We start from the raw sequence: 26,970 nt of genomic DNA, 5'->3' as shown, positions 1-26,970 counted from the left end.
AAAAGAAAAGAAAGAAACTTTCTATCCGCGCTTCAGCCGCACCAGCGCCGTATCGAGCGCCTGCAGAAATTGCGAGCGATCGGCCTTCGAAAAGGGCGGTGGTCCGCCGACCCGGCCGTCCATGCCCGCGCGCAGGTCGGCCATAATCGCACGCGTCGCGATCGCGGGGCCGATCGACGCCGCGGTGAAGGGCTTGCCGTTCGGGCCGAGCACCGTCGCGCCTGCTTTCAATGCACGGTCGGCGAGCAATATGTCGGCGGTGATCACGATACTCCGCGCATCCGCCGCTTCGGCGATCCAGTCGTCGGCGGCGTCGAAGCCGTCCGAGACGACCACCCGCTCGATCAACGGATGCTCGGGGACGCGCAGCCGGCTGTTGCTCACGACCTTGACCGGCACCTCGTGCCGCCAGGCGACGCGATAGATTTCGTCCTTCACCGGGCAGGCGTCGGCATCGACGAGGATGACCGGCGCGCTCATCCCGCGAGCCCGTCCCAGAGCAGCTTGGCGCCGAGCAACACCATCAGCGCATAGATGAGCACATAGAAGCGTTCGGGGTTCATCCGCTTCATCCAGCGCACCGTCAGCAGCGTCGAGACGATCGCGAGCGGCATCAGCAGCAGCGCCGCGACGACGACCTCGTGCGGAAAGGCGCCGAGCGCCAGATAGGCGGGCACCTTCATCCAGTTGATCAGCGCGAAGAGGACCGAACTCGTTCCGATGAAGAAAAGGTGCGGCAGGCGGCGCGGCGTCACCCACATCTGGAACGGCGGCCCGCCGGCGTGCGCGATCTGACTCGTCAGCCCGGTCGCGAAGCCGAACAGGCTGCCGACCCAGCCCGGCGACCGCGACGCGGCGACGATCCGCCCGCCGCGTTCGACCCACAGGCGGTAAAGCCCGAAGGCGAGCGTGATCGCGCCCAGCGCCGCCATCAACTGCGCCTCGTTCACCCGTTCGGCATAATACCAGCCCGCGAGGATGCCGAGCGCGGCGCCGGGCAGCATCCAGCCGATGATCCAGCCGTCCCACGTCTTGCGGAACGACCAGACGCTGATCACGTCCTGCACGATCAGGACCGGCAGCAGCAGCGCCGCCGCGGTCGCCGGCGGCAGCACCAGTGCCGCGAGCGGTGTCGCGAGCGCGCCGACCCCGGCGAGCCCGCCCTTCGCCATGCCGAGCAGCACGACCGCGACGACCAGAATCGCCAGCGTCGCCGGATCGGCCAATATGCTCACGCTTCGGGCTTCTCCGGCAGGCGCCAGTCGATGGCGCCGCGCCCCTGCGCCTCCAGAAAGGCGTTCGCCTGGCTGAACGGCCGCGACCCGAAAAAGCCGTTATGCGCCGACAGCGGCGAGGGATGCGGCGCGCGCAGGATCAGGTGCGGGGCGTCGGGCCCCAGCCCCGGCACGTTCGCCGCCTTCTTCTGCGCATGGCTGCCCCACAGGATGAAGACCTTGGGCGCCGGATCGGCGGCGACCGCGGCGACCGCGGCGTCGGTGAACTTCTCCCACCCCTTGCCCTGATGCGACGCGGCCATGCCGCTCTCGACCGTCAGGCAATTGTTGAGCAGCAGCACACCCTGCTCGGCCCAATGTTTGAGGTAACCGTGCGAAGCGGGCGGGATGCCGAGGTCGCTCTTCATTTCCTTGTAGATGTTGACGAGGCTCGGCGGCGTTCGCACGCCGGGCTGCACCGAAAAACAGAGCCCGTGCGCCTGCCCCGGCCCGTGATAGGGGTCCTGCCCCAGGATCACCACGCGCACATCCTGGGGCGGCGTCGCGTCGAGCGCGGCGAACCAGTCGCGCGGGCGCGGAAAGATCGCCTTCCCCTTGTCGCGCTCACCCGCCAGGAATTGCTTCAACGCCGCCATATAGGGCTGCTCGAACTCGCCGCCGATGCGGGCGAGCCAGTCGGGATGCAATTTGACCTCGGCCATGCCCGCGGCTTCACCAGAGCGCGGCGGGCTTGTCCAGCTTTCTATCCCTGCCGTCAGAAGCTCAGCTCGTCGTAGATTTTCGAAAGATCGTGGTTCCACGGCCCCTCATAGCGGTCGAGCAGGTCGTGCGCGGGCGATTTGCCGCTTTTGGCGATGCGGCGGAGCGGTTCGAGGAAGCCGACCTCGTTGTCGCCCATCGAATTGACCTCGCCGCGCGCCTTGAGGCCCGCCGCCGCGATGTCGAGCACATGATGCGCGAGATCGCCGACGGTGCCGCCGCCGGGCGCGGGGGCGCAGAGTCCGTCGCGGGGCACCGCGTCGCGCAGGCTCTGCTGCTCCGCAATGCTCCAGCCCTTGACGAGATCCCAGGCGGCGTCGAGCGCGCCCTGGTCGTAGAGCAGCCCGACCCACAGCGCCGGCAGCGCGCAGATGCGGTTCCACGGCCCGCCGTCGGCGCCGCGCATTTCGAGGAAGCTTTTGAGCCGCACTTCGGGAAAGGCGGTCGAAAGATGGTCGTTCCAGTCGGAGAGGCGCGGCTTCTCGCCCGGAAGCGCAGGCAGCTCGCCCTTCAGAAAGTCGCGGAAGCTCTGCCCCGCGGCGTCGATATATTTGCCGTCGCGAAAGACGAAATACATCGGCACGTCGAGCATATAGTCGACATAGCGTTCGTAGCCGAAACCCTCGTCGAACACGAAGGGCAGCATGCCGGTGCGCGCGGGATCGGTGTCGGTCCAGATATGGCTGCGGTACGACATATAGGAGTTGGGCCGCCCTTCGGTGAAGGGCGAGGAGGCGAAGAGCGCAGTCGCGAGCGGTTGCAGGGCGAGGCTGACGCGGAATTTCTGCACCATGTCGGCCTCGCTCGCATAGTCGAGGTTGGTCTGGATCGTGCAGGTGCGCAGCATCATGTCGAGCCCGAGGCTGCCGACGCGCGGCATATGGTCGAGCATGATCTTGTAACGCCCCTTGGGCATGATCGGCAGTTCTTCGCGCGTCTTGTCGGGCCACATGCCGAGCCCGAGGAAACCGAGCCCGAGTTCGGCACCGACTTCCTTCACCTGCTTGAGGTGCCGCCCGGTCTCGGCGCAGGTCTGGTGGAGATTTTCGAGCGGCGCGCCGGAAAGTTCCAATTGGCCCGCGGGTTCGAGGCTGACGGTGCCGTCGCTGCCCGCCAGCGCGATCACCTTGCCGCCCTCGATCACCGGCTCCCAGCCGAAGCGCGTCAGCGCCATGAGCAGGTCGTGGATGCCCCCGGGTTCGTCATAGGAGGGCGCGCGATGATCGGCGGTGCGATAGACGAATTTCTCGTGCTCGGTGCCGATGCGCCAGCGGTCCCTGGGCTTTTCGCCCTTGATCATGGGCGCCGCGAGCTGGTCGCGGGTTTCGACGATGGGATCGTTACTGTCGGAGGCGGTGCGCGTGCTCATGCCGCGCATTTAGACTATCCGGTATAGAATGCAATCGGGGCCGATCGTCAGTTGATTACGACGTCGAACGCGATCGCCATCGCGGCGGCGGGCAACAGCGTCGCGGTGGCCGCGGCGACGGTCGTGCCCGCGACCGACGCGCCGAACGGGTCGCTCTCGTCGGCGCCGCTCGCATTGTCGTCTTCCACGCTCGTCGCGCCCGCGCAGTTCGTCCCGCTGCGCAGCGATCCGGCGACAAAGCTCGTTCCGGCGGGCAGCGGATCGGCGAGGGCGATGCCCGTCGCGGTGCCGCTGCCATTGTTGGTGACGAGGATGCAGTATCGCATCCGGGCGCCGGGAATCGCCTTGGGATTGGTCGTGCCGTTGACCGGATCGCTGACGACGCTGCTCGTCTTCGCGATCGTCAGGTTGGTGGTCGGGCGGCAGAAGATGATGTCGTGGAGCGCCATGCCCTGCTGCCCCGGATTGGCGGGGGCGAGGCTGTGGCTGCCATATTCGATGGTGATGCTGTCCACCGGCGCGTTGAAGGTCACGGTGACGGTGCCGTCGGCGCTGCCGTCGGCCGATAGCGCGTCGCCATAAGCGCTGTTCCCGATCACATAATTGGCGGTGCCGTTGGTGAGTATGGGCATAACGGCGGCGCCATTATAGGTGCCGGTGACGGTGACGCGGTCGGCGAACTGGCCCGACGAATAATCGACGTCGAACAGCCGGAACTGCGCGCCGGGCACCGCGGTCGGCAGCGTGATCGTCGAGGTGACGGTCCCCGTCTGGCCGGTGAAATCGACGAGCTCGAAGATCGAATATTGCGCCGGCGCCAGCCCCCCGGTGACGACATTCTGCCGCGTCGGCGACTGGCCGCCATAGGTCGCATTGCTGAGGAAACTGCCCCCGCTGATCGCGATGTTGAAATTTGCCGTGCCGATCGCGGTCAGTGCTGCGCTGCCGCTCGTCGTGCCCGCGGGCCAGCTGACGCCGTCCCAATCGTGCAGCGTCGACCCGACCGGGCAGACGAGCGTCGGCGGCGTCCCCGCGACGCGCGTCCCCGATACGGTGAAGCTCGCGCTGTCGTAGTCATCCTCGCCCGCCGCGCCATTGCCGGGGGTCGAATCGAAGTCGAACGCCGAGGAGGCGCTGACTTCGGCGATGTTGGTGACGCTCGCGCCCGCGGTCGCCGCGACGGTCCCGCTGATCGTCAGCGTCCGCGTCACCCCCGCCGGAATGCTGCCGACCGTCCATACCCCGGTCGCGCTGTTATAGCTGCCGAAGCCCGACGCGCCCGTGAAGTTGAACCCCGCGGGCAGGTTGTCCTGCACCGTCACGCCGGTCGCGGTCAGCGTCGACCCGCTCGCATTGGTGACGCTCAGCACATAGTTGATGCTCGCGCCGAACGCCGGCGCCGCGTTGCTGACCGATTTGGTCAGCGACAGGTCGGCATAGTTCGACGGCACGCTGGTGAGATAAAGGTCGGCACGCACAAAATTGCCGTTGTCGGCCGACGGATATTGGTCGCAAATCTCGATCCGCCAGGTCCCGGCGCTGTTCTGGCCGTTGAAGGCCGATAGCGGCGAATTGGGACGGAAATTGTTCTGATAGGGCGGCGCGCTATTCGAATGATTGGTGCCGTTGCCGTCGGTATTGACCGTCTGCGCTGCGTCGTCGTCGAGGCGGGCGTTGAAATTATTGCCGTCGATCGAACCGGTATCGCCGTCGACGAGCTGGACGCGCGTTCCCGCGGGCGATTGCAGCGTGACACGCAGGTCGCCGCGCCAGCTGTGCGTCGCGAGCAGGCCGAGATCGACGTCGCCGACGATATAGCTGGCGCTCACCGAGACATTGCGGACGAGCGGCGCGGTGCAGGTCGTGGCGGCATTGATCGTGCCGGCGGTGCTATTGCTGTAGGTCGTGGTCGTCTGCGCGGCGGCGGGATTTGCGGCAAGCGCGAACGCCAGCCAGACGAGCATGATACAGGCTCGCGCAGACTGTAAACACTGGCCCCCACGCCAGCGGTATCGGCTCTGGTCCCGCCGTTGCATGGCGCCGCTATGGACGCGGGATAGCTAATATCGGGTTAAAACGACGGCGTTGGCGGTGATTCTGTCCGGTTTCGGGACAGAATGGAAAGCAAGGACGTCCGGTTTCGGCTAATTGCGGACGTTCCCTTTACCGTCACCCCGGGCTTGACCCGGGGCCTGCCTTGCCTTTTCGCCGTCGTCAGGAAGAAAAGGCGGGTCCCGGGTCAAGCCCGGGATGACAAAGATGGAGGTAGCAATGGCAACTCCCCACCCGCCAAGCTCGAACCCCGCCTCTAAATCTTCCCGCGCACGCCGAGGAAGAAGCGCCGCCCGAGATAGTCGTACTGCGTCCCGAACGCCGGCGCCTGCCCGATCACCACCGGCGTCGCGGTGACGACGGTCGACACGCGCGGCGGGGGCGTATCGAAAAGGTTCGCGACGCCCAGCGTGATGCGGAAGCGGTCGGCGACGTCGCGGCTCAGCGACAGCGAATGATAGAAGGTCGCGGGCACGCTGACGTCGGGGCAGAAGCGCCCGCCGGGACGGAAGCTCGATGTGCGGCACGGATCGCCGCCCTGCGCGCGCAGCAGATCTTCCTCGTTCGACGCGGCGCCGGTGACGTCGAGCCCGTAGAAGAGCGTCCACTTGTCCTTCGTCCAGCCGAGGTTGAAATCGCCGACCCATTTCGGATTGCCGATCTTGCCATTGTCGTCGATCTCGGTGCCGGGGAAGAGCGCGACCTTGTCCTCGATTTGCCAGGTCATCTGCGCGCGGAACGTCAGCGCGCCGAGATTGCCGAGGTCCTGATCGATCGCGAGCGACAGGTCGACGCCGCGATTGCGCTGACGGCTGATGTTGACATAGCGGTCGGTGACGGTCGCGACGCTCTGCGCGTCGGGGCCGGCGGCGGTGCGCGTGAACAGGCCGCAGAAGGGTTCGGTCGCGAAATTGTCCGAATCATAGCAGCCGGTGAGGATATTGCCCGCGCCGAGCAGCGCGATCTCGTCCTTCACCTTGATATCGAAATAATCGACCGCGAGCCGCGTCTTGAGCCCGCCCCATAGCGCGCCCGACAGATCGGGGGTCAGGATGACCGACACCGTCTTCGCGGTCGAGGTTTCGGGTTTGAGCCGCCCAAGCCCGCCGCCCGAGGTGATCGTCGCCGGGCCGATGCCGCCGGCATAGTCGGGCGCGATGCCCGCCGCGGCGCAATTGTCGAAGACGCGCTGGCTGATCGCGCCCGCCGCGAGCCGTGCCGCGCTCTGGATGCACGGATCGATGTCGGACTGGCCGAGGAAGCCCGTCTGGTCCTGAAGGAAAAGCTCGAACAGCGCAGGCGCGCGGAACGAAGTCCCCCAGGTGCCGCGGAACCGCAGCCAGTCGGTCACCGCCCAGTCGGCGCCGACCTTCCACGTCGTATCGCTGAAACTGTCCTGCGCGCCGCCGCGCGCCGTCGCCTCGACATGCGTGTAGCGCGCCGCGCCCGACAGCGTCAGCCGCTCGATCATCGGCAGACCTTCGAGCAAAGGCAGCTCGACCTCGCCGAAGACCTCCTTCGACACCGTGCGCCCCGCGGTGACGCCCGAGGTTGTGAAATTGGCGACATTGCCCGCGCGCGTCGCCTCGCCCGGCGTATCGTTGATTTCGTCGCGGCGGATGTTCGCGCCGAACGCCACGCCGACGGGTCCCGCGGGCAGATCGAACAGCTTGCCGGTCAGCAGCGCCTCGGCCGATGTCTGCTTGAACAAGGTCCGCCCCGTCTCGCGCCCCGTCAGGAAGGCGCGCTCGGCGGGTGTGAAATCGCCGCGCAGCACGCGCGGATCGGTGAAGTCGATGTCGATGCACTCCGCGCCGCGGATCGCGGTCGTCGTGCCGACGCACGAACGCGTGCGCAAGGTCTGCGACGCGAGCGCGTCCTGATAGATGACATCCTGCGTATAGCTCGCGTCGGAACGGCTGTGCTGGCCGTGGACATCCCATTTCCAGCCGCCGCCCAGCTCGCCGCGCAAGCCCAGCACGCCGCGATAATAATCGACGTCGGCCTCGCTTTCCGACTTCACCAGCACGCGCGGGCGCAGGATCAGGTTGCCGCCGAACTCCCCGTTGAGCGGATCGCCCATGTCACCCGGGTCGCAATTATACGCCGTCGGATCGCAGAGGAAGAAGGGTAGCATCGACGCGCCGGTGAACTGCTGAAGCTCGATCCGCTGGACGCCGTTGTTGTGCGACTTGCGGTTGCTGAACAGGAATTCGCCATAAGCGGTAATCCCGTCGGTGACGTCGTAAGCCCCCTCGACGAAAGTGCTGACCCGGCGCACGCCCGAGAAGACGTCCATATCCTGCTCGGCGGGCTCGAACTGGTTGAGCGCGCCGGTCGAGGGACCGTCGAAATTGACTCCGAAGAAATCGGCGGGTCCGAACACGCCGATCGGATTATAGGCATTGATCGGGATGCCGACGCCCGCAAATTCGGCGCCATATTGGCCCGCGAAAATCGCCTGCCCGTTCGGCGCGATCAGCCCGGGGCCGAAGGTCGGGAAACCATTTTCGTCGACCCCCGAAAAGTCGCTGAACACGATCATGTTCGCCTGGGTGCTGTTGCACGCCGGGCGTCCCGTGCGGAAATCGACGATGTCGGCGCGGCTGCCGTCGGCCTCGCGCTTGAGATATTCCTCGGAGCAGAAGAGGAAGCCGCGGTCGCGGCGCGTCAGATTCTGCTGGTGGAAAATATCGACCGTCGCGAACAAATGGCCGCGATCGAATTTTTTGCCGAAGCTCGCGTCGGCGCCATAGCTTTCGCCGCCGCCATGCTCGGTGATCGACGAAAAGCCGCCCGCCTCGAAACCATCGAGATCGTCGCGGGTCAGGATGTTGACCACGCCCGCTACGGCATCGGAACCGTAGATCGACGAAGCGCCGGTCTTGAGTATTTCGACCTGGCGCACCACCGACAACGGCAGCACATTGAGGTCGAACGGCGCGACCGAACCGCGAATCCCCGCCGGCCCCGCGCGGCGGCCGTTGATCAGCACCAATGTCCGCTCGGCACCGAGCCCGCGCAGCGACACCGTCTGCACATCATTGCCACCATTGGCGACGAAACGGTTCGAGATCGCCGAGGTGATCTGGATCGACCCCTGCGCCGCGGGGACCTGCTGCAGTATGTCGGCGAGCTGGACCTGCCCCTGCAGCTTAGCCGTCTCGGGGTCGATCACCTGTATCGGGTCGGCGCTGGTGAATTCGCTCTTCGCGATGCGCGAGCCGGTGACGATGATTTCGTCGCCGTCGTCCTGCGCCATCGCGGGGCTCGCCGATAAAGCAATCGCCGAGGCTGTTGCAGCCAGAAACACCTGGGCCGAAAACACCTGGGAACGGGTGCCCATTTTTCATCATCCTTGTTCGAATAGAAGTTGATCTCGCCCCCCGGCGCGCCCGAAATTAGCCGCGGGGCGTTTCGATATGGTTTACGCAGCGGTAATTTTTTGGGCCTCGCGCCCGCTTGCCGCGACCGGCGCGCGCCGCTACGCACGCGTCCGAAAGGATCGGATGATGGTGAGCGCGATGGGCGAAGCATTGGACCGGCTGGAATCGGTCGTCCGCGACCGTCTCGCGGCGGGCGACGCCGAGGCTTCCTACGTCGCGAGCCTCGCCGCCAAGGGCCGCGGCAAGATCGCGCAAAAGCTGGGCGAGGAAGCGGTCGAGACCGTGATCGCGGCGCTCACCGAGGACGATACCGCGCTGACCGGCGAGGCCGCCGACCTCGTCTTCCACCTCACCATCCTGCTTGCGACACGCGGCCTGTCGTGGGACGACATCGCCGCCGAGCTGGCGCGCCGCCACGGCACCTCGGGCCACGCCGAAAAGGCCGGCCGACCCCAATAGGAGCTTTCCGCATGCCGATCGACGCCACCCTCCCCTATGACGACAGCAACATCTTCGCGCGCATCCTGCGCGGCGAGCTGCCGTCGAAGACCGTTTACGAGGACGAATATGCCCTCGCCTTCCACGACATCAACCCGCAGGCGCCGCTGCACATCCTGGTGATTCCCAAGGGCGCTTACGTGAGCTGGGACGATTTTTCGGAGCGCGCCAGCGACGCCGAAATCGCGGGTTTCGTCCGCGCGGTGGGCAAGATCGCACGCGATCAGGGTCTCGTCGCCCCCGGCTACCGCCTGCTCGCCAACACCGGCCTCGACAGCCATCAGGAAATCCCCCACCTCCACGTCCACATCTTCGCCGGCCAGCCGCTCGGCCCGATGCTCGCGCGCTGATACCCCGCTCCGTCTGTGACCCCGGTCACAGCATTTTCCCCATCCGCGACTAAGCGTGCGCGATGCGCGGCGACGGGTGGACTCTTGCCCCTGTTTCCAGCAGGATAGATGTCCGGGCCAGAACGGGGAGACGAAGCGATGGGCAAGGCATGGCGCGCGCTGGCTACAAGCTTGGCCGGTAAGACGAAACTGGCGCTGATCCTGCCGCTCACCCTCGCGATGGCCGCGACCGCGACCGCCGACACGGTGCCGCAGGTCACGCTCGCGACGCCCGGCAGTTCGGGCACCGGCGACGGCACGATCACGCGCTTCACGCTGCGTTTCTCCGAGGACATGGTCCCGCTCGGCGATCCGCGCGCACCCGCGCCCGCGACCAACGACTGCAAACTTCCGTCGACCGGCCGCTGGGTCGACACGCGCACCTGGGTGCTCGAATTCGACAAGCCGCTCCCCGGCGGGCTCGCCTGTCATGTCGAGCTGCGCGACGGGCTCACCACCGCGCGCGGCGTCGCGGTCGCGGGCAACAGCCGCTTCGCGCTCGACACCGGCGGCCCCTCGGCGCGCGCGGTGCTCGTCGGCGGCATGGGTGGCGGGATCGAGGAAGAGCAGATCTTCCTCGTCGCGACCAACGTCGCCGCCAACCGCGCCTCGGTCGGCCGCTACGGCTATTGCGCGGTCGACGGCATCGGCGAGAAGATTCCGCTCGACGTCCTGCCGCGCGAAACCGCGACCGAAATATTGACCGGGCTGGGCGACAATAATTGGTCGCGCCAGTCCTTCACCTACGACGCCGGGCTGCCGCAGCGTTTCCCCGCCGCGGGCGCCGACCGCGAAGCCGCGCTCGACCGCATCGTCCCCGTCAAATGCCGCCGGCCATTGCCGCCGGGACGCGAGATGGCGCTCGTCTGGGACGCGCGCATCAGCCAAGCCGGCGTCCCGGGCCGCACCGCGGGCCGCGACCAGCGTTTCGATTATGACGTGCGCCCCGCCTTCACCGCCAAAATGTCGTGCAGCCGCGTCAACCCGCAGGCGGGGTGCAACCCGATCAAGGATGTCGTGCTGAGCTTCGCCTCGCCCGTGCGGCGCGAGAGCGTCCTCGCCGCGACGCTGAGCACCTCCGACGGCAAGACACTCGCGCCCAAAATCGACGACGACGACAAGAACGACGCCTGGCTGACCACCGTGCGCTTCGCCGGCCCGCTGCCGCAGAATGTCGACGCGACGCTCGTGCTGCCCGCGGACATCACCGACCAGAGCGGCCGCAAGCTGCAGAACCAGTCGAATTTCCCGCTGAAATTCCACATCGACCGCGCCCCGCCGCTGGTCAAATTCGCCGCCGAATTCGGCATCCTCGAAGCGGGCGAGGGCGGCGTCCTGCCCGTCACCGTGCGCGGGGTCGAAGCCAGCCTCGTCCAGTCGAACCTCAAAATGCCCGTGGCCGCGCTCCGCGTCGGCGACGACGATGCCGCGATCGCGCGCTGGCTTCGCCGCGTCGACGACGCCGACGACACCGACTATCGCGAGGAAAAGAATGCCGCGGGCAAGGACGTCACCGTCAACTACACCGGCACCAAATCGGTGTTCGTCGGCGCCCCGGCGGGCGGCGAACGCCGCAACCTGCAACTGACCCCGCCGGGCGGCGGCAAGGCGTTCGAGGTCGCCGGCATCCCGCTCGCCGAAAAGGGTTTCCACGTCGTCGAGATCGCGAGTCCCGAGTTGGGCGCCGCGCTGCTCGGCCGCCGCGAGACGCGCTATGTCGCGACCGCCGCGCTCGTCACCAATATGGCGGTGCATTTCAAATGGGGCCGCGAAGGCTCGCTCGCGTGGGTGACCGAGCTCGACACCGGCCTTCCCGTCGGCGGCGCCGAAATCCGCGTCACCGACAGCTGCACCGGCCGCCTGCTCGCGCGCGGCACCGCCGACAAGGCGGGCCGCCTCGCCTTCCCGTCGGCGCTGCCCGAGCCCGAAACCTATTCGAGCTGCGAAGAAAATCCCGACATGGCGAAAAGCGAAGGCCATGCCCTGATGGTCAGCGCGCGCGCGGGCGACGATTTCAGCTTCACGCTCACCGACTGGGGGGACGGGATCCGTCCCTATGACTTCGACCTCCCCTATGGCTGGTCGGAGCGGGCGGACATCCTCCACACCGTCTTCGACCGCGCGCTCGTCAAGGCGGGCGAAACGGTCCACATGAAGCATATCCTGCGCCGCCCGGTCGGGCTGGGCTTCCGCACCCCCGAACCGCTCGCGGGCAAGCTCCGCCTCGTCCACCGCGGCTCGGACACCGAATTCGAGATGCCGTTCGCGATTCCCGCCACCGGCAGCGGCGAGACGGTCTGGAACGTCCCCGCCTCGGCGCCGATGGGCGATTATGAACTCGTCTTCGTGACGAAAGACAAGAAGGGCGAGGACAAGACGATCTGGTCGAATCAGTCGGTCCGCGTCGACGAATATCGTCTGCCGACGATGAAGGCGACGATCACCGGCCCGAAAACCGCGCTCGTGCGCCCCGCCGCGGTGCCGCTCAATCTCTTCGTCGGCTATCTTTCGGGCGGCCCCGCCCCCAATATGCCCGTCGAGCTGCGCACCAATTTCCGCGCGACCTGGTCGCCGCCCGAGGATTATCGCGACTGGGATTTCGACGGCCAGCCGGTCAAGGAAGGCACCGTCCAGCTCGACGACAGCGGCGATACGCCGTCGGCCGACCTGCCGCTCGCGCGCTCGGTCCCGCTCACCCTCGACGCCAATGGCAGCGCCACGACCAGCGTCACGGTCGACCAGCCGATCACCGAGCCGACGCTGATGGCCGCCGAAATGGATTATGAGGATGCGAATGGCGAGACGCTGACCTCGAGCCGCCGCATCACCCTCTACCCGTCGGCGGTCCGGCTCGGGCTCAAGACCGACGGCTGGCTGATGCGCGACAACGACCTCAGGCTCAATTTCATCGCGCTCGACCTCGATGGCAAGCCGATCCGCGGCCAGCGCGTCGACGTCGCGCTCTACAACCGCGAGATCATCACCGCGCGGCGGCGCCTGATCGGCGGCTTCTACGCCTATGACAACCAGATGCGCACGACGCGCCTCGGCGCGACGTGCGGCGCGACCACCGACAAGCTCGGCCGCGCGAGCTGCGCGATGGCGCCCGGCATTTCGGGCGAAGTCACCGTCGTTGCGACCACGCAGGATGCCGACGGTAACGAGGCGCGCGCGGTGCGCTCGGTGTGGCTCGCGGGCGACGACGATTGGTGGTTCGGCGGCGACAATGGCGACCGCATGGACGTGATCGCCGAACAGCCGCGCTACGACGCGGGCGACACCGCGAAATTCCAGGTCCGCATGCCGTTCCGCGAAGCGACCGCGCTCGTCACCGTCGAGCGCGAAGGCGTCCTCTCCAGCTTCGTCGTGCCGCTGAAGGGCACCAACCCGGTCGTCAAGGTCAAGCTGCCCGCGACCTATGCCCCCGACGTCTATGTCTCGGTGATGGCGGTGCGCGGCCGCGTCACCGGGGGCGAAAGCTGGTTCCGCAAGCTGAAGCGCGCGGCCGGCTTCAAGATCGAGAATAGCGAGGGCGCGCCGCCGACCGCCCTGGTCGACCTCGCCAAGCCCGCCTACCGCATGGGCATCGCGCGCATCAAGGTCGGCTGGGAGGGCCATAAGCTCGGCGTCAAGGTGAAGGCCGACAAGGAGAAATATTCGGTCCGCGAAACCGCGAAGGTCGCGATCGAGGTCGAGACGCCGGGCGGCAAGGCGCCGAAAAACGCCGATGTCGCTTTCGTCGCGGTCGACGAAGCTTTGCTTCAGCTCGCGCCCAACGAAAGCTGGGAAATCCTCTCGGCGATGATGGGCGAACGCACGCTCGACGTGCTCACCTCGACCGCGCAGATGCAGGTGGTCGGCAAGCGCCACTATGGCCGCAAGGCGCTCGAACCCGGTGGCGGGGGCGGCGGCGACCTGTCGGGGCTGACGCGCGAGGATTTCCGCCCCGTGCTGCTGTGGAAAGGCAACGTCCCGCTCGACACCAAGGGCCGCGCCACCGTCGACGTGCCGCTCAGCGACAATCTCTCAGGCTTCCGCCTCGTCGCGATCGCGACCGACGGCTCGCAATATTTCGGCACCGGCGAAACGAGTGTGCGCACCGTGCAGGATCTCGGCGTCTTCGCGGGCATGCCCGAACTGGTGCGCACCGGCGATACCTATGACGCGCGCTTCACGCTGCGCAACGGCACCGACAAGCCGATGGAGGTCACCGCGACCCCGACGCTGTCGCCCGCGATCGCGACCGCGCCGCCGCTCACCGTCACCATCCCCGCGGGGGGCGCGGTGCCGATCAGCTGGTCGATGACCGCGCCCGACCGGACCGGCCCGATCGAATGGACCGTCGAAGCCGTCGCCAAGGGCGGCAAGGCGCGCGACCGCCTCGTCTTCGAACAGACGATCGAACCCGCGGTGCCGATCGAGACCTGGGCCGCGAGCCTGTTCCGCGTCGGCCCCGCGACGACGTTGCCGATCGCGATCCCGGCGGGCGCGCTCCCCGGCGGCTATGTCGATATCGCGCTCGCGGGCACGCTCGCGCCGCCGCTCACCGGGGTGCGCGACTATATGAGCGCCTATCCCTATACCTGCTTCGAACAGCAGACGTCGCGCGCCGTGGCCTTGGGCGACATCGGGCGCTGGCAGGCGCTCGCGGGCGCGATGCCGACCTATCTCGATGACGACGGGCTGCTCCGCTACTGGCCGAACGAGCGGCTCACCGGGTCGATCGAGCTCACCGCCTATGTGATGAGCGTGACCGCCGCGAACGGCTTCGCGATCCCCGAAGCATCGCGGGAAAAGATGGTGAAGGCGCTGCAGGCGGTCGTCGAAGGACGCCTGACGCGCCAGGGCTATGGTCCGTGGGATATCCGCCCGGTGCGTATCGCGGCCTTGGCGGCGCTCGCGCGGAACAAGGCGTCGAGCGCGAGCCTCGTCGCGGCGATCGACGTCGCGCCCGCCGACATGGCGACGGGCACGCTCGCCGACTGGCTCGTCGCGCTCGAAAAGACGCCGGGCGTGCGGAACGCCGCAGGCCTCCGCACCGCGGCCGAAGCCGAACTCAGGAAGCGCCTCGTCTATGAAGGCACGCGCCTCGACCTCGTCGACGATGCCAGGGCGCCCTGGTGGATGATGACCAGCGGCGACGAAATGGCGATCAAGGCCTTGGAAGCCGTGCTCGGCCGCAAGGGCTGGGAGGATGACGCGGGCAAGCTGATGGTCGGCGTCGCGCAGCGCCAGCGCAAGGGCCATTGGGACACCACCCCCGCGAACGCGTGGGGCGCGGTCACCGTCCGCCGCTTCGCCGCTCTTTATCCGGCAAGCGCGATCACCGGCGTCACCAACATCGGCCTCGCGGGTGATACCGCGTCGCAAAGCTGGCCGCTGCCGGCCGAACCCGTCTCGCCGCTCCGCGTCGCGCTCAACGCCGCGACGATGAGCCTTCAGCATGACGGCACCGGCGCGCCGTGGGCGACGGTCAGCGTCAAGGCGGCCGTCCCGCTCAAGGAACCGCTCAACGCCGGCTACCGGATCAAGCGCTCGGTCAGCATCGTCAAGGCGGCGAACAAGGACCGGCTGACGCGCGGCGACGTGATCAAGGTGCGGATCGAGGTCGTCGCGGCGGCGGGCCGGACATGGGTCGTGGTGAGCGATCCGGTCGCCCCGGGCGCGACGATCGTCGGCAACCTCGGCGGCCAGTCCGAAATGCTCGGCAGCCAAGCGAGCGGATCGGGCGCGCAGCCGAGCTATGTCGAGCGCGGCAAGGACAGCTGGCGCGGTTATTTCGGCTGGATGCCCGCGGGCACCCACGCGGTCGAATATGTCGTGCGCTTGAATGGCTCGGGCCGCTTCACCCTGCCCCCGACGCGCGTCGAGGCGATGTACTCGCCCGCGATCCGCGGCCAGTGGCCGAACGCCCCGCTGACGGTGGCGAACGTGGGGTCGTGATGCTTACCTGCCACCGCCCCCTGTTTCCGTTCGTGTCGAGCGAAGTCGAGACACCCCGAAGGCGCGCACTACCGATGGGCATCTCGAATTCGCTCGATGCGAACGGGAATGAAAAGTTCCGCCTCAAGAACCCCGTGTCCCCGCGAAGGCGGGGACCCATCTCCGGACGGTTCAAACTCGCACCGGCAGGAGATGGGCTCCCGCCTTCGCGGGAGCACACGCTAATTTAGTCGATGGATTTACCCCGTAAACGCAGCTGGCTCGACGCGCTCGCATGGCTCGCCCTCGCGGCGCTCATCCTCGTCACCGTCGCCCACCTCCTCACCCGCCCTCCCGCGATGCCCGATTATGCCGAGGTCCGCGCCGACTGGCGCGCCAGCGAAGCCTGGCTTTACGACCGCGACGGCCAACTCCTCGACAGCGAACGCGTCGATTTCGCGCGCCGCCGCCTCGCGTGGGTGCCGCTCGGCGACATCAGTCCCGCCGTCCGCGACGCCGTCGTGCAAAGCGAGGACCGGCGTTTCTGGTCGCACGGCGGGGTCGACTGGCTCGCGGTCGCGAGCGCGGCGCGCGCGCGCCTGGGAGCGACCCGCGACCGTTCGCGCGGCGCTTCGACGCTCGCGATGCAGCTCGCCGCCTTCCTCGACCCCGGCCTCGCGCAGCCGGGCCAGCGCGACTGGCGCACCAAGATCCGCCAGATGCGCGCGGGTCAGGCGCTCGCATCGAACTGGTCGCACGAAGAAATGCTCGAGGCCTATTTCAACCTCGTGCCGCTGCGCGGCGAGGCGCAGGGCATCGGCGCGGGCGCGCAAAGCCTGTTCGGCAAGAAGCCCGCGCAAATGAGCCGCACCGACGCCGCGCTCTTCGCCGGCCTCCTCCCCAACCCCGCCGCCGATGCCGAAGCGCTCGGCCGCCGCGCCTGCCGCATCGCGCAAAATAGTGAGCGGCGCGCCAAGGATTGCACCGCGATCCGCGCCGCCGCCGCGACGCTCGTCTCGGGCGAGCATGCCGCGCGCTTCGACCCCGGCCTCGCGCCGCACCTCGCCGTCCGCCTGCTCGACAAGCCGGGCAAGCGCGTCACCACCACCATCGATCGCCGCATCCAGACCGCCGCGATCGTCGCGCTACGCCGCCAGCTGTCGGGGCTCGGCGCGAACCGCGTCCGCGACGGCGCGGTCGTCGTGCTCGACAATGCGACCGGCGAGGTGCTCGCCTATGTCGGCGGCGTCGGCCTCGGATCGACCGCCGCGCAGGTCGACGGCGCCAACGCGCGGCGGCAGGCGGGTTCGACGCTCAAACCCCATCTCTACGCGCAGGTGATCGAGCATGGCTGGCTCACCGCCGCGTCGATCCTCGATGACAGCCCGGTCCAGCTCGACACCGCCTCGGGGCTCTACGTCCCCAAAAATTACGACCGCAGCTTCAAGGGGCCGGTCAGCGTCCGCCACGCGCTCGCCTCGTCGCTCAACGTCCCCGCCGTCCGCACGCTCATCATCGACGACGTCCAGCAGTTCCGCGACCGCCTGTGGGCACTCGGCTATCACGGCCTGGTCGAGGACGGCGAATATTACGGCTTCTCGCTCGCGCTCGGCTCGGCCGAAGTGTCGCTTGTCGAACAGGCCAACGCCTTCAGAACATTGGCCAATATGGGCAAGTGGTCGCCCGTCCACTTCGGCGATATGCGCAAAGATGGTGAAGAAGCGCGCGCGATCGTCAACCCCGCCGCCGCCTTCATCGTCGGCGACATCCTCGCCGACGCCTCCGCGCGCGCCGACGCCTTCGGCGCCGACAGCGCACTCCGCCTCCCCTTCTGGGCCGCGGCCAAGACCGGCACGTCGAAAGGCATGCGCGACAATTGGTGCATCGGCTTTACCGACCGCTTCACGGTCGCGGTGTGGGTCGGCAATCTCGAGGGCGATTCGATGCGCGCGGTGTCGGGCACCTCGGGCGCGGCGCCCGTCTGGCGCGACGTGATGATGGCGCTCCATGCCGGAAACCCGGGCAAGCCGCCGAAAATGCCGAACGGCGTCGAGGTGCGGCAGGTCAGCCTCCCCGGCACGCGCGAGCCGCCACGCCGCGAATATTTCCTCGCCGGCACCGCGCAAACCGAGATGGCGGCCGCGCCGCAGGCCGCGCGCCGCCCGCGCATCACCAGCCCGGTCAGCGGCAGCGTCTATGCGCTCGACCCCGACATCCCGATCGACCGCCAGCGGCTCGCGGTCATCGTCAGCGGCTCGGTCGCCGGATACCGACTGATCCTCGACAAAAAGCCGCTCGGCGATGCCGATGCCGGGCAGCAAATCCTGCCCCGCCCGGGCGCGCATATGCTCGCGCTGGTTGATCCAGGCGGCCGAATGATCGACCGTGTGCGCTTTACGGTACGGTAGGCCGCCTTCGCCCGTGAAATTAAGTTGCGCTGACGCGTGGAGCGTCTAGTCTGCCCCGCCATGAGACGGGCGGCAGTTCAGCCGCTCCCAAGGGGATGACTATGCTATTTGACCGCGTAAAGCCGTTGGATGCCATTTTGGCGACAGCGGAGAAAAAGTCGCTTACGCGCACGCTCGGCGCTTTCCAGCTCACCATGCTGGGGATCGGCGCCGTGATCGGCACCGGGATTTTCGTGCTGACCGCCGAAGCCGCGCAAAAGGCGGGCCCCGGCATGATGATCAGCTTCATCATCGCCGGTTTCGTCTGCGCTTTCGCCGCGCTCTGCTACGCCGAAATGGCGTCGATGGTGCCCGTTTCGGGCTCGGCTTACACCTATAGCTATGCCGTGATGGGCGAGCTGATCGCGTGGATGGTCGGCTGGGCGCTGATCCTCGAATATGCGGTCGCCGCGGGCGCCGTTTCGGTGGGCTGGTCAGGCTATGTCGTCGGGCTGATCGAGCATAGTTTCGGGATAGATATACCCGCGAAATTCGTGCTCGGGCCGTTCGACGGCGGCATGATCAACCTGCCCGCGATGTTCATCGCCGGGCTGGTCACCATGCTTCTCGTCATCGGGACGCGCGAATCCGCGACGGTCAATGCCTTCCTCGTCGTGGTCAAGGTCGCCGCGCTGACGCTCTTCATCGTCCTCGCCCTGCCGGTGATGAACATGGAGAAATTCGAACCCTTCGCTCCGCTCGGCATCGGCGGCATCGGCGCCGCCGCGGCGTCGATCTTCTTCGCCTATGTCGGCTTCGATGCGGTTTCCACCGCGGCCGAAGAGACCAAGAATCCGCAGCGCAACATGCCGATCGGCCTGATCGGCAGCCTCGCGATCTGCACCATCTTCTACCTGCTCGTCGCGGCGGGCGTCATCGGCACCGTCGGCGCGCAACCGGTCGGCATCGATGCCGCGACCGGCCATGCGCTCGAACCCGGCAGCCGCGAACTTGCCGCGGCGTGCGGCGCGATGGGCGATCAGGCGGTGGTCTGCTCGAAGGAAGCGCTGGCATGGACGATGCGCGAAATCGGCTGGCCGCAGATCGGTAACCTGATCGGCCTCGCCGCCGGCCTTGCGCTGCCGTCGGTCATCCTGATGATGATGTTCGGCCAGACCCGCATCTTCTTCGTGATGAGCCGCGACGGCCTGCTGCCGCAAGCTTTCTCGAAGATCCATCCGAAGTTCAACACGCCGCACGTGATCACGATCATCACGGGCATCGCGGTCGCGCTGTTCGCCGCCTTCTTCCCCGTGGGGCAGCTGGCGAACATCTCGAACTCGGGCACGCTCTTCGCCTTTGCCGCGGTGTCGATCGCGGTGATGGTGATCCGCCGCACCGACCCCGGCCGCCACCGCCCGTTCAAGACGCCGCTGATCTATATCACGGCGCCGATCGCGATCCTCGGCTGCCTCTATCTCTTCTTCAATCTCGACCAGAAGAGCATCAACCTCTTCCTGATCTGGGCCGCCGTCGGCCTGGTGGTCTACTTCGTCTACAGCCGCAAGCGCAGCCATGTGGGCCTGGGGCATGTCGAAGTGCACGAAGACGATCCCGACGCACCGCCGCCGCCGGTCCCGCCGGCTCCGTCGTTCAACTGACGGCTCGACCGACAAAGGGAAAGGGGGCTTCGGCCCCCTTTCTTTTTGGCTTATCCGATAAGATGATGGCAGCGATCGACCGATTGCGGAGGTCGGCGAATGCGGGAGTTGGCTGCATGGCTCAACACTGTTGTGAAATGATGCGCTCGAATGTCGAGAATAGCTGCGACGCGCATGAAGACCGCTTTGATTGCCCCGATTGCCTCCTCCACTATTCTACCGATCCGGATCGCTACGGGCTAATCATTCATGACGGAGGAAGTTCGACAATCACAATCTCATATTGCCCATGGTGCAATACGAAGCTCCCGAATGGTCTTGACTGAGGCAGCAACCCGACCGGAAGCCGCCGTCGCCCTCGCTTTTGCGGGGACGACGATTATGGAAACGTCTGCTCCCCCACCCCAAAGCGGCCGTTATCGCGGCAGCCGCCCGCCGCGTCAGAAGGGCGTGCGCGGCGCGGTTCCCGGGCGGGTGAACAGCTTGCCGCGCTCGGCCCAGAAGACGAGTGCGAGGCCGACCACGGCGCTGATCAGGAAAGCATAAGCGAGCGGCAGCGTCGTGCCGTCATATTGCTGCCCGATCGTCGCGCCGACGGTCGCCGCGAGCAGCGTCTTGGCGAAGCTCTGATAGGAGGAGGCGACGCCCGCCATATGGCCGAAATCCTCCATCGCGATCGAACCGAAATTGCTGCCGATGAAGCCGACGAGGCCGACGTTGACCATCATCAGCGCGGTGAACATCCACAAGGTCTCGGCGCCGCTAAGCGCCGCGACGATCTGCAGGATCGAAGTCGCCATGAAGGCGAAGACCGCCGACTGCGACACGCGCCGCGCCCCGAAGCGTTCGACGATCGCGGCGTTCGAGAAATTGGCGATCGCGATGCCCACCGCCACGATAGCGAAGATCAGCGGGAACATCGCCCGCGCGCCGAACACTTCGGCGATGATCTGCTCGCTGCTGTTGAGATAGCCGTAGAGCGCGCCCTGCATCATGCCCGACGCGATCATATAGCCCGCAGCGCGGCGGTGCCGCGTCACCGTCGCCCAGCCCGCGACCATCGTCTTGAGGTCGAGCGGCCGCACATCGGCGGGATCGAGCGTCTCGGGCAGGCGGCGGAGCCAGAGCAGCATCACGATCGACATCACCGCAAGCACGATGAAGATCGCGCGCCAGCCCGCCACCGCGGCGATGCCCGCGCCGATCGTCGGGGCGATGATCGGCACGATCATGAAGACGAGGAAGATCAAGGACAGCCGCTTCGCCATCGCGTCGCCCGAAAACAGGTCGCGGATCACCGCGACGACGATCACGCCGAGCGCGGCGCTGACCAGCCCGTGGACGAAGCGCAGCGCGAGCAGCATTGCGAAACTCGTCGCGAGCCCGCAGCCGATCGACAGCGCCAGATAGGCGAAAAGCGCCGGGACGAGCACGCCCTTGCGCCCGAAGCGGTCCGAAAGCGGCCCGTAAAGCAGCGACCCGAAACCGATTCCGAGCAGATAGATCGAGATGACATGCTGGCGGTCGTTGGCGACGGTGACGCCCAGCGCCTCGCCGATCGCGGGCAGCGCGGGCAGCATCGAATCGATGGCGAGCGCGTTGAGCGCCATGACCATCGCCATCATGACCACCATTTCACGGTCGCCCGGCAGGCTCCGTTGGGGGGATTGGGCCGGCTTGTGCATGGCAGCAGCCTATGCGCCCAAGCCGCCGCTTTGGATAGCCCCCAAGGTGAAAGGGCATTGCTATGCAAAGCAAAAGGGCCGCCCGGTCCGGACGGCCCTTCGCTTGTTTCGCGCTGGCGGGTCAGCCCTGACGCGTGCCCGTCATCGCCATCGAACCGAACGCGCCGGCCTTGATCGTGCCGGTCAGCGCGTCGCCGTCGATCGTCGCTTCGCATTCGAGCGTCATCGGCATCGGCACCTTCATGTTCATGGTCCAGCTCAGCTTGTTGCCGTCGACCTTGCCATTTTCGACATCGAGCGACCCCATCGCGCCGGCATTCTGGCCGGTGAAGCTGTCGCCGTTGCTGGCGACGGTGAAAACCGACTTCTGATCGCCCATCGGCGACTTGGTGACGCAATCATAGCTGCCATCGACTTGGGACATCTGCGCTCTCCTTACTGAAACTGATGTTAGTTAGCGGGAGACACCGTTTCCACGGGCAGACCCAATCCGTCAAGCTGCGGTTTCACCACCGCGGCATCGCCGACGACGACAAAGACGAGATCGTCGGTGCTCAGCGCCTTGCGTGCTGCCGCATCCAGTGCTTCCGGCGTCATCGCCTCATAGGTCGCGGGCAGTTTTTCGTAATAATCGTCGGGACGATCGAACTTCTCGATCGCGCGCAGCCCGCCGAGCACGTCGCTCGACGTTTCGAAACTGCCGGGCAGTTCGCGGACGCTGCCGTTCACGGTGCGCTGCAATTCCTCTTTGGTCACGCCCTTCTCGCCGAGGAAGGCCTTGAGGTCGCTTTGCAGTTCCTTGATCGAATCGCCGGTGCGGTCGGCCTGCACCGGCGCCGAAGCGATCCAGCTGACGCGGTTCTTTTCGCCCGACACCTGCGTGCGCACGCCATAGGACCAGCCCTTCGTCTCGCGCAGGTTCATGTTGAAGCGCGACAGGAAATTGCCGCCGAAGATGTCGTTCGCCGCGCGCAGCACTTCCAGCCCGTCGCCGCCCTTGGCGTCGAGCACCTTGCCCGCGAGGATCACCGATTGCGGCGATTTGGGCCGGTCGACGAGCAGGATGCGCGGCTGCGGCTTCGGAACCGCGACCTCGAAATGCTTCGTCGGCTTCGGCGTTGCCGGCGCTTTCCAGTCGCCGAACGCCGTGTCGAGCTCCTTCTTCACTTCGGCGAGCGTCGTGTCGCCGACGACGAAGATCCGCGCATTGTCGGGGCGGATCCACGCCGAATGAAAGGCCGCGAGCTGGTCGCGCGTCGCTGCGGTGACCGCTTCGGCATTGCCGAGGCCCGAGGGCGGAATGCCATAGGGATGCTCGGCGCCGTAGAGCGCGGGCATCAGCACGCGGCTGGCGATCGCGCGCGGCTCGTTGAGTTCGGCCTTCAGCCGGTTGAGCTGCTGCGCACGCACGCGTTCCAGTTCCTTCGCATCGAAGGCCGGGTTGCGCACATAGTCGGCGAGCAGTGCGAGCGACGCGCGCAAATTCGGCTTGAGCGCGAACAGCCCGAGCGCGGTTTCGTCGGCGTCGGCATAGCCATAGGTCTGCGCGCCGAGCCGCTCCTTCGCTTCGGCGAAGGCGATCGAATCGAGGCTCGTCGTGCCCTCGTCCATCAGGCTGAGCATCAGCGACTGGGTGCCGAGCGCGCTGCGCGGGTCGGCGGCATAGCCGGCGTCGAAGCTGACCTGGACATTGACCGTCGGCACCGTCGTGCGGCGCGCGAACACCACCTCGATCCCGTTCTTGAGCTTGGCGCGCTCGATCTCGGGAAATTCGAGCGCCTTCAGGCCCGTGACGCTCGGAAATTGCGAGCGGTCGGCGATCGAGGTCGCCGCGCCGATCCCGCTGTCGGGACCGACATCGCCGAGCGCCGGATTCCAGTAATGGTCGGGCTGGACCGCCGGCGCGCCCTTCGCCGCGACGACGGCGCCGCCGCGGTTCTCGCCGCCTTCGGTGCGCTCGCCGGGGGTGTAGGTCAGCGAGAAGGCCGGGCGCGACAACCATTTGCGCGCCGCGTCGCGCACCTGTTCGGGCGTCGCCTTGGCGAGACGCTCGAGCTCGACTTTATAATAAGCGGGATCGTTCGAATAGAGCGCGCCCTCGGCGAGCGTCACCGCCTTGCCGCCGAAACCGCCGACCGATTCGAGCTGCGAGATCGCGCCGCCGAGATAGCTGGCGGTCGCACGCTGCAACTCGTCGGCGGTCGGCCCGCTCGCGAGGAAGGCCGCGATTTCCTCGTCGAGCCGCTTGGCGACATGCGCGGGGTCGACGCCTTGCTTGACGTCGGCCTGGACCAGCACGATCCCCGCATCCTCGAACGGCGAGGCGCCCGCCGAGACGCTGACCGCGATGGGGTCCTTGCGCACGAGGGCATTGTCGAGCCGCGACGAGGACAGCCCGCCGAGCACCGACATCGCCATCTGCAGCGGCACCGATTCGGCATCGTTCAGCCCCGGCATCGTCCACATGCGATAGATGCGCGTCGTCGGGATCAGGTCCTTGACCTCCTTCGCCAGCGGAGCGGGCAGCGTCGGCAGCGATGTCGCGGGCGCCGTGATCTCGGGACCGCGCGGGATGTCGCCGAACCATTCGCCCACTTTCGCGCGGGCCGTCGGCACGTCGATGTCACCCGCGAGGACGAGCACCGCATTGTTCGGACCGTAATTGTCGGCGAACCATTTCTTCACATCATCGAGGCTCGCCGCGTCGAGGTCGGCCATCGAACCGATCGTGCTGTGATGATAGGGGTGCCCCTTGGGAAAGAGATTCTCGAAAATCTCATAGCGGAGCAGGCCATAGGGATTGTTGTCGCCCTGCCTTTTTTCATTCTGGACGACACCGCGCTGGTTATCGAGCTTTTCCTGCGTCACCGCGCCGAGCAGATGCCCCATGCGGTCGCTTTCGAGGAACAGCGCGAGGTCGAGCGCGCCGGTCGGCACCGTCTCGAAATAATTGGTGCGGTCGAGGAAGGTCGTGCCGTTGAAATCGGTCGCGCCGACCTGGCGCAGCGGCTCGAAGAAATCATTGGGGGCGTTTTCGGAGCCGTTGAACATCAGATGCTCGAACAGATGGGCAAAGCCCGTCTTGCCCGCGGGCTCGTGCTTCGACCCGACGCGGTACCACACCGACACCGCGACCACCGGCGCCTTGCGATCCTCGTGCACGATCACGCGCAGGCCATTGTCGAGCGTGAAGGCTTCGTACGGAATATCGACCGCCTTGACGAGGTCGGCGGTCGGCGCGGGCGCCGCGGTTTTGGCAAGGGCCGGAGCGGCGGCGACGAGCGAGGTCGACAGCGCAAGGGCGACAGCGAAACGATGGAAACGAGCCATGAAAATCCCCTAGATCAAGGCGCGCAGGCGAACGCCTGCTCAAAATCGGGTGCCGGACGGCACTGTATCAATGGTTTAGGACAGTGGTCGGGGGCTTTCAAGGCCGATAGAAACGCGCCCCGCTCGCCTTCAGCGCCGCGGGGTCGAACAGCACGGGCTTGAGCTTGTGCGCGACGAACAGCGGCGCCTGATCATTGTAATGCGGGCTGTCGGGGCGCGTCGTCGCCGCACCGAACGGCTGGATCGATTCGGAGCGCACGCGGCCGTTCCGGTCCCACGTCACGAACATGATGAAGCTATCGCCGTGGCGCACCTTCAGCCGCCCGTCGGGCTCCTCGTCCCACAGGGTCGAGGCACGCACCGTGTCGTTGCCGCCGTCGAGCGGCAGGTCGACGCGGTTCGCGCCTTCGCCGTGGCGGAGGCGCAGCACCGTGCCGAGCTTCGGATCGAGCCCGTTGAAATGCTCCTGCAGATGCGCGACCGTCTCCTTCAGCACCGTGCGCGGGTCGGGCGCGGCGCGGCGCTGATAATGGCGGCCGTTCGCCGGGCGCAGCACCATCAGTGCGAGCGCGTCGCCCTTGCCCCGGCCGTCGAGATTCCAGTCCCATTTGCGCAGCAGCCGCTGCGCTTCGGCGAGCGCCGGATCGCCCTCGGTGTCGAGCGCGAGCAGCCGGTCCATCCACGCCTTCGCATAGCCGGTTTTCGCATAAGCGGTGTCATATTTGATCGCTTTCAGCCGCGCTTCGTCGATCTGCCCCGACGCTTCGAACAGCGCGATCAACCGCACCGCGCGGTTGGTCATATCGTCCTCGATCCCGAGCAGCGGCGAAAAGGCGGCCGCGTCGAGTTCGTCGCCCGGCCCCGCCGCGACCCACGGCGTGTTGTTCGCGTTCATCACATAGCCCGAGCGCGGATTGACGAGCGCGGGCACGCGGTCGAACGGCAGCGTCTTCGTCCAGAGGTCCGCCGATGTGTCGCCGGGCAGCACCCCGCGCCAGTTGAAACCCGCGGGGCGGTCGGGGAACATGGCGTTGTAGAAAAGCCCGATATTGCCCTTTGCATCGGCATAGATGAAATTGGTCGCAGGCACGCCCTGCCCCGCCATCGCCGCGCGCCATTCGGCGAAACTCTTCGCCTTGTTGAGCCGGTAATATTGGGTGACCATATTCGCCTGATCGATCCCGGCGTAGCGGATCGCGAAGGCGCCCTTTTCATTCTTCACGACCGGCCCGTGGACCGAACGCCAGATGGTGCGCGGCACCGGCAGCACGAACGGCCCGAAGCGGACCTTCAGCCAGATGCGCTTTTCCTCGAGCGGCCGCCACGCGCCGTCGAAGCGGTAATTCTTGCCGCTGTCGTCGAGCACCAGCTTGTAAACGTCGATCAGGTCGGGCCGGTTCACCGTGTTGGTCCAGCCGAGATATTTATTGTGGCCGAGGAAGGGATAGGGCGAGCCGGGGAAGTTCGCCCCCGCGAAATCCCAGCCCTCTTCCGAATGGACGACCAGTTCGTACCAGGCAACGCCGCCGGTCCATGGCTGGTGCGAGTTGGAGACGAGTCGCGTCGCGCCGTCGGTCGATCGCGCCGGGGCAACCGCCATCGCATTGGAGCCATTGTCGGCCGGGTCGGTGCCGACCGGCGTCAGCTCGCGCGGGACGAGCTTGCCCGACTTGTCGAGCGCGGGACCGCCCTCGCGCCCGATCTCGGTGCCTTCGGTGAGCGAACCGAGCACCGAATCGAGCCCGAAGAAAAAGGGCGAGCGCAGCACGAAGCCCGCGACGACATCCTCGCCGGTGACCGGGAACAGCCCCGCCAGCCGCACCTCGCCCGGATGCTTGTCGGCATAACGGTTGAGCCCCGCGGCATAAGCCGTGAACAGCTTTTTCACGTCCTCGGGCAGCCGCGGCCAGTCGCGCCGCGTCGTCGCGCGGACATCGAGCAGCGCCGCGGCATAGTCGACCTTCGCCCCATCCTCGCCGAGCATCGCGCCGGCACGCCCGCGCGTCATTGCGAGCACTTCCTGGAGCGTCGAAAAATCATCCTCGGCATGCGCATAGGCGACGCCATAGGCGACGTCGGCGTCGGTCTTTCCGAAGATATGCGGCACACCGAAATTGTCGCGCGCGATGCGGACCTCGGTCGGCTTGAAGGCCGGCGCCGGCGGCGCTTCGGCGGTCAGCGGCTCCCAGAAAGCGAGCGATACGGCGGCAACGACGACCAGAGCCAGAAAGCCCAGTAAAATCCGTCGTAGCATTGTGGGTCCTCTTCGTCGCCGGTCCGGGCGCATCTGTGACCGC

The 26,970-nt window shown here is 67.0% G+C and carries 16 protein-coding genes; 6 read left to right on the top strand and 10 right to left on the bottom strand.

From position 1 onward, the window contains the following. Positions 1–21 precede the first annotated feature (21 nt). The 6 genes from VFG17_RS00980 to VFG17_RS00955 all read right to left on the bottom strand — a co-directional run bounded on the left by VFG17_RS00980 (position 22) and on the right by VFG17_RS00955 (position 8,761). On the bottom strand, positions 22–480 hold the full coding sequence (locus VFG17_RS00980; RefSeq protein WP_325027610.1) for a YaiI/YqxD family protein: 459 nt from the start codon (positions 478–480) through the stop codon (positions 22–24). Then, positions 477–1,235, bottom strand: coding sequence for a sulfite exporter TauE/SafE family protein (locus tag VFG17_RS00975; RefSeq protein ID WP_325027609.1), 759 nt, complete (start codon positions 1,233–1,235; stop codon positions 477–479). The genes VFG17_RS00980 and VFG17_RS00975 overlap by 4 nt, the downstream gene beginning before the upstream one ends. Next, positions 1,232–1,936, bottom strand: coding sequence for a uracil-DNA glycosylase (gene ung, locus VFG17_RS00970; RefSeq protein WP_325027608.1), 705 nt, complete (start codon positions 1,934–1,936; stop codon positions 1,232–1,234). Before ung ends, VFG17_RS00975 begins: the two co-directional genes overlap by 4 nt. 53 nt (positions 1,937–1,989) lie before the next feature. Continuing rightward, positions 1,990–3,363: a glutamate--cysteine ligase gene (locus tag VFG17_RS00965; protein ID WP_325027607.1), complete on the bottom strand. Its 1,374-nt coding sequence runs from the start codon at positions 3,361–3,363 to the stop codon at positions 1,990–1,992. 47 nt (positions 3,364–3,410) lie between these two features. After that, positions 3,411–5,327, bottom strand: a complete 1,917-nt coding sequence (locus tag VFG17_RS00960; RefSeq protein ID WP_325027606.1) for a proprotein convertase P-domain-containing protein — start codon at positions 5,325–5,327, stop codon at positions 3,411–3,413. A 344-nt stretch (positions 5,328–5,671) separates the two neighbouring features. Beyond that, on the bottom strand, positions 5,672–8,761 hold the full coding sequence (locus tag VFG17_RS00955; RefSeq protein ID WP_325027605.1) for a TonB-dependent receptor domain-containing protein: 3,090 nt from the start codon (positions 8,759–8,761) through the stop codon (positions 5,672–5,674). A gap of 178 nt (positions 8,762–8,939) precedes the next feature. Between VFG17_RS00955 and VFG17_RS00950 the strand changes: the two genes are divergently transcribed. The 6 genes from VFG17_RS00950 to VFG17_RS21590 all read left to right on the top strand — a co-directional run bounded on the left by VFG17_RS00950 (position 8,940) and on the right by VFG17_RS21590 (position 19,984). Continuing rightward, complete coding sequence (locus tag VFG17_RS00950) at positions 8,940–9,260, top strand: phosphoribosyl-ATP diphosphatase (protein ID WP_325027640.1); 321 nt, start codon at positions 8,940–8,942, stop codon at positions 9,258–9,260. 11 nt (positions 9,261–9,271) lie between these two features. Then, entirely contained in the window at positions 9,272–9,649 is a 378-nt protein-coding gene (locus VFG17_RS00945; protein ID WP_325027604.1) for a histidine triad nucleotide-binding protein, read from the top strand. A 138-nt stretch (positions 9,650–9,787) separates the two neighbouring features. Continuing rightward, complete coding sequence (locus VFG17_RS00940; RefSeq protein ID WP_325027603.1) at positions 9,788–15,631, top strand: alpha-2-macroglobulin family protein; 5,844 nt, start codon at positions 9,788–9,790, stop codon at positions 15,629–15,631. Positions 15,632–15,864: 233 nt separating this feature from the next. Next, complete coding sequence (gene pbpC, locus VFG17_RS00935) at positions 15,865–18,018, top strand: penicillin-binding protein 1C (protein WP_325027602.1); 2,154 nt, start codon at positions 15,865–15,867, stop codon at positions 18,016–18,018. Between the two features lie 101 nt (positions 18,019–18,119). Further along, positions 18,120–19,658 carry an amino acid permease gene (locus tag VFG17_RS00930; protein ID WP_325027601.1) on the top strand — a complete coding sequence of 513 codons (1,539 nt, stop codon included), beginning with the start codon at positions 18,120–18,122 and terminating at the stop codon, positions 19,656–19,658. A gap of 62 nt (positions 19,659–19,720) precedes the next feature. Beyond that, on the top strand, positions 19,721–19,984 hold the full coding sequence (locus tag VFG17_RS21590; RefSeq protein WP_414712912.1) for a DUF6980 family protein: 264 nt from the start codon (positions 19,721–19,723) through the stop codon (positions 19,982–19,984). 114 nt (positions 19,985–20,098) lie between these two features. Here VFG17_RS21590 and VFG17_RS00925 read toward each other — a convergent pair whose 3' ends face one another. From VFG17_RS00925 to VFG17_RS00910, 4 genes are all read right to left on the bottom strand, one after another. After that, entirely contained in the window at positions 20,099–21,343 is a 1,245-nt protein-coding gene (locus VFG17_RS00925) for a multidrug effflux MFS transporter (RefSeq protein WP_325027600.1), read from the bottom strand. Positions 21,344–21,464: 121 nt separating this feature from the next. Then, complete coding sequence (locus VFG17_RS00920) at positions 21,465–21,767, bottom strand: hypothetical protein (protein WP_037553171.1); 303 nt, start codon at positions 21,765–21,767, stop codon at positions 21,465–21,467. Between the two features lie 26 nt (positions 21,768–21,793). Next, positions 21,794–24,673, bottom strand: a complete 2,880-nt coding sequence (locus tag VFG17_RS00915; RefSeq protein ID WP_325027599.1) for a pitrilysin family protein — start codon at positions 24,671–24,673, stop codon at positions 21,794–21,796. 97 nt (positions 24,674–24,770) lie between these two features. After that, positions 24,771–26,927 carry an acylase gene (locus VFG17_RS00910; RefSeq protein ID WP_325027598.1) on the bottom strand — a complete coding sequence of 719 codons (2,157 nt, stop codon included), beginning with the start codon at positions 26,925–26,927 and terminating at the stop codon, positions 24,771–24,773. Positions 26,928–26,970: the final 43 nt, after the last annotated feature.

Source organism: Sphingopyxis sp. (assembly GCF_035686825.1).
Lineage (GTDB): Bacteria > Pseudomonadota > Alphaproteobacteria > Sphingomonadales > Sphingomonadaceae > Sphingopyxis.
The sequence above is the reverse complement of the archived record's forward strand: the minus strand, read 5'-3'. Positions and strand labels throughout refer to the sequence as shown.

Coding starts and splice junctions, on each gene's coding strand:
- VFG17_RS00980 (WP_325027610.1), bottom strand. CDS start 480: ATGAGCGCGCCGGTCATCCTCGTCGATGCCGACGCCTGCCCGGTGAAG.
- ung (WP_325027608.1), bottom strand. CDS start 1,936: ATGGCCGAGGTCAAATTGCATCCCGACTGGCTCGCCCGCATCGGCGGC.
- VFG17_RS00965 (WP_325027607.1), bottom strand. CDS start 3,363: ATGAGCACGCGCACCGCCTCCGACAGTAACGATCCCATCGTCGAAACC.
- VFG17_RS00960 (WP_325027606.1), bottom strand. CDS start 5,327: ATGCTCGTCTGGCTGGCGTTCGCGCTTGCCGCAAATCCCGCCGCCGCG.
- VFG17_RS00955 (WP_325027605.1), bottom strand. CDS start 8,761: ATGGGCACCCGTTCCCAGGTGTTTTCGGCCCAGGTGTTTCTGGCTGCA.
- VFG17_RS00950 (WP_325027640.1), top strand. CDS start 8,940: ATGGGCGAAGCATTGGACCGGCTGGAATCGGTCGTCCGCGACCGTCTC.
- VFG17_RS00945 (WP_325027604.1), top strand. CDS start 9,272: ATGCCGATCGACGCCACCCTCCCCTATGACGACAGCAACATCTTCGCG.
- VFG17_RS00940 (WP_325027603.1), top strand. CDS start 9,788: ATGGGCAAGGCATGGCGCGCGCTGGCTACAAGCTTGGCCGGTAAGACG.
- pbpC (WP_325027602.1), top strand. CDS start 15,865: ATGGATTTACCCCGTAAACGCAGCTGGCTCGACGCGCTCGCATGGCTC.
- VFG17_RS00930 (WP_325027601.1), top strand. CDS start 18,120: ATGCTATTTGACCGCGTAAAGCCGTTGGATGCCATTTTGGCGACAGCG.
- VFG17_RS21590 (WP_414712912.1), top strand. CDS start 19,721: ATGATGGCAGCGATCGACCGATTGCGGAGGTCGGCGAATGCGGGAGTT.
- VFG17_RS00925 (WP_325027600.1), bottom strand. CDS start 21,343: ATGCACAAGCCGGCCCAATCCCCCCAACGGAGCCTGCCGGGCGACCGT.
- VFG17_RS00920 (WP_037553171.1), bottom strand. CDS start 21,767: ATGTCCCAAGTCGATGGCAGCTATGATTGCGTCACCAAGTCGCCGATG.
- VFG17_RS00915 (WP_325027599.1), bottom strand. CDS start 24,673: ATGGCTCGTTTCCATCGTTTCGCTGTCGCCCTTGCGCTGTCGACCTCG.
- VFG17_RS00910 (WP_325027598.1), bottom strand. CDS start 26,927: ATGCTACGACGGATTTTACTGGGCTTTCTGGCTCTGGTCGTCGTTGCC.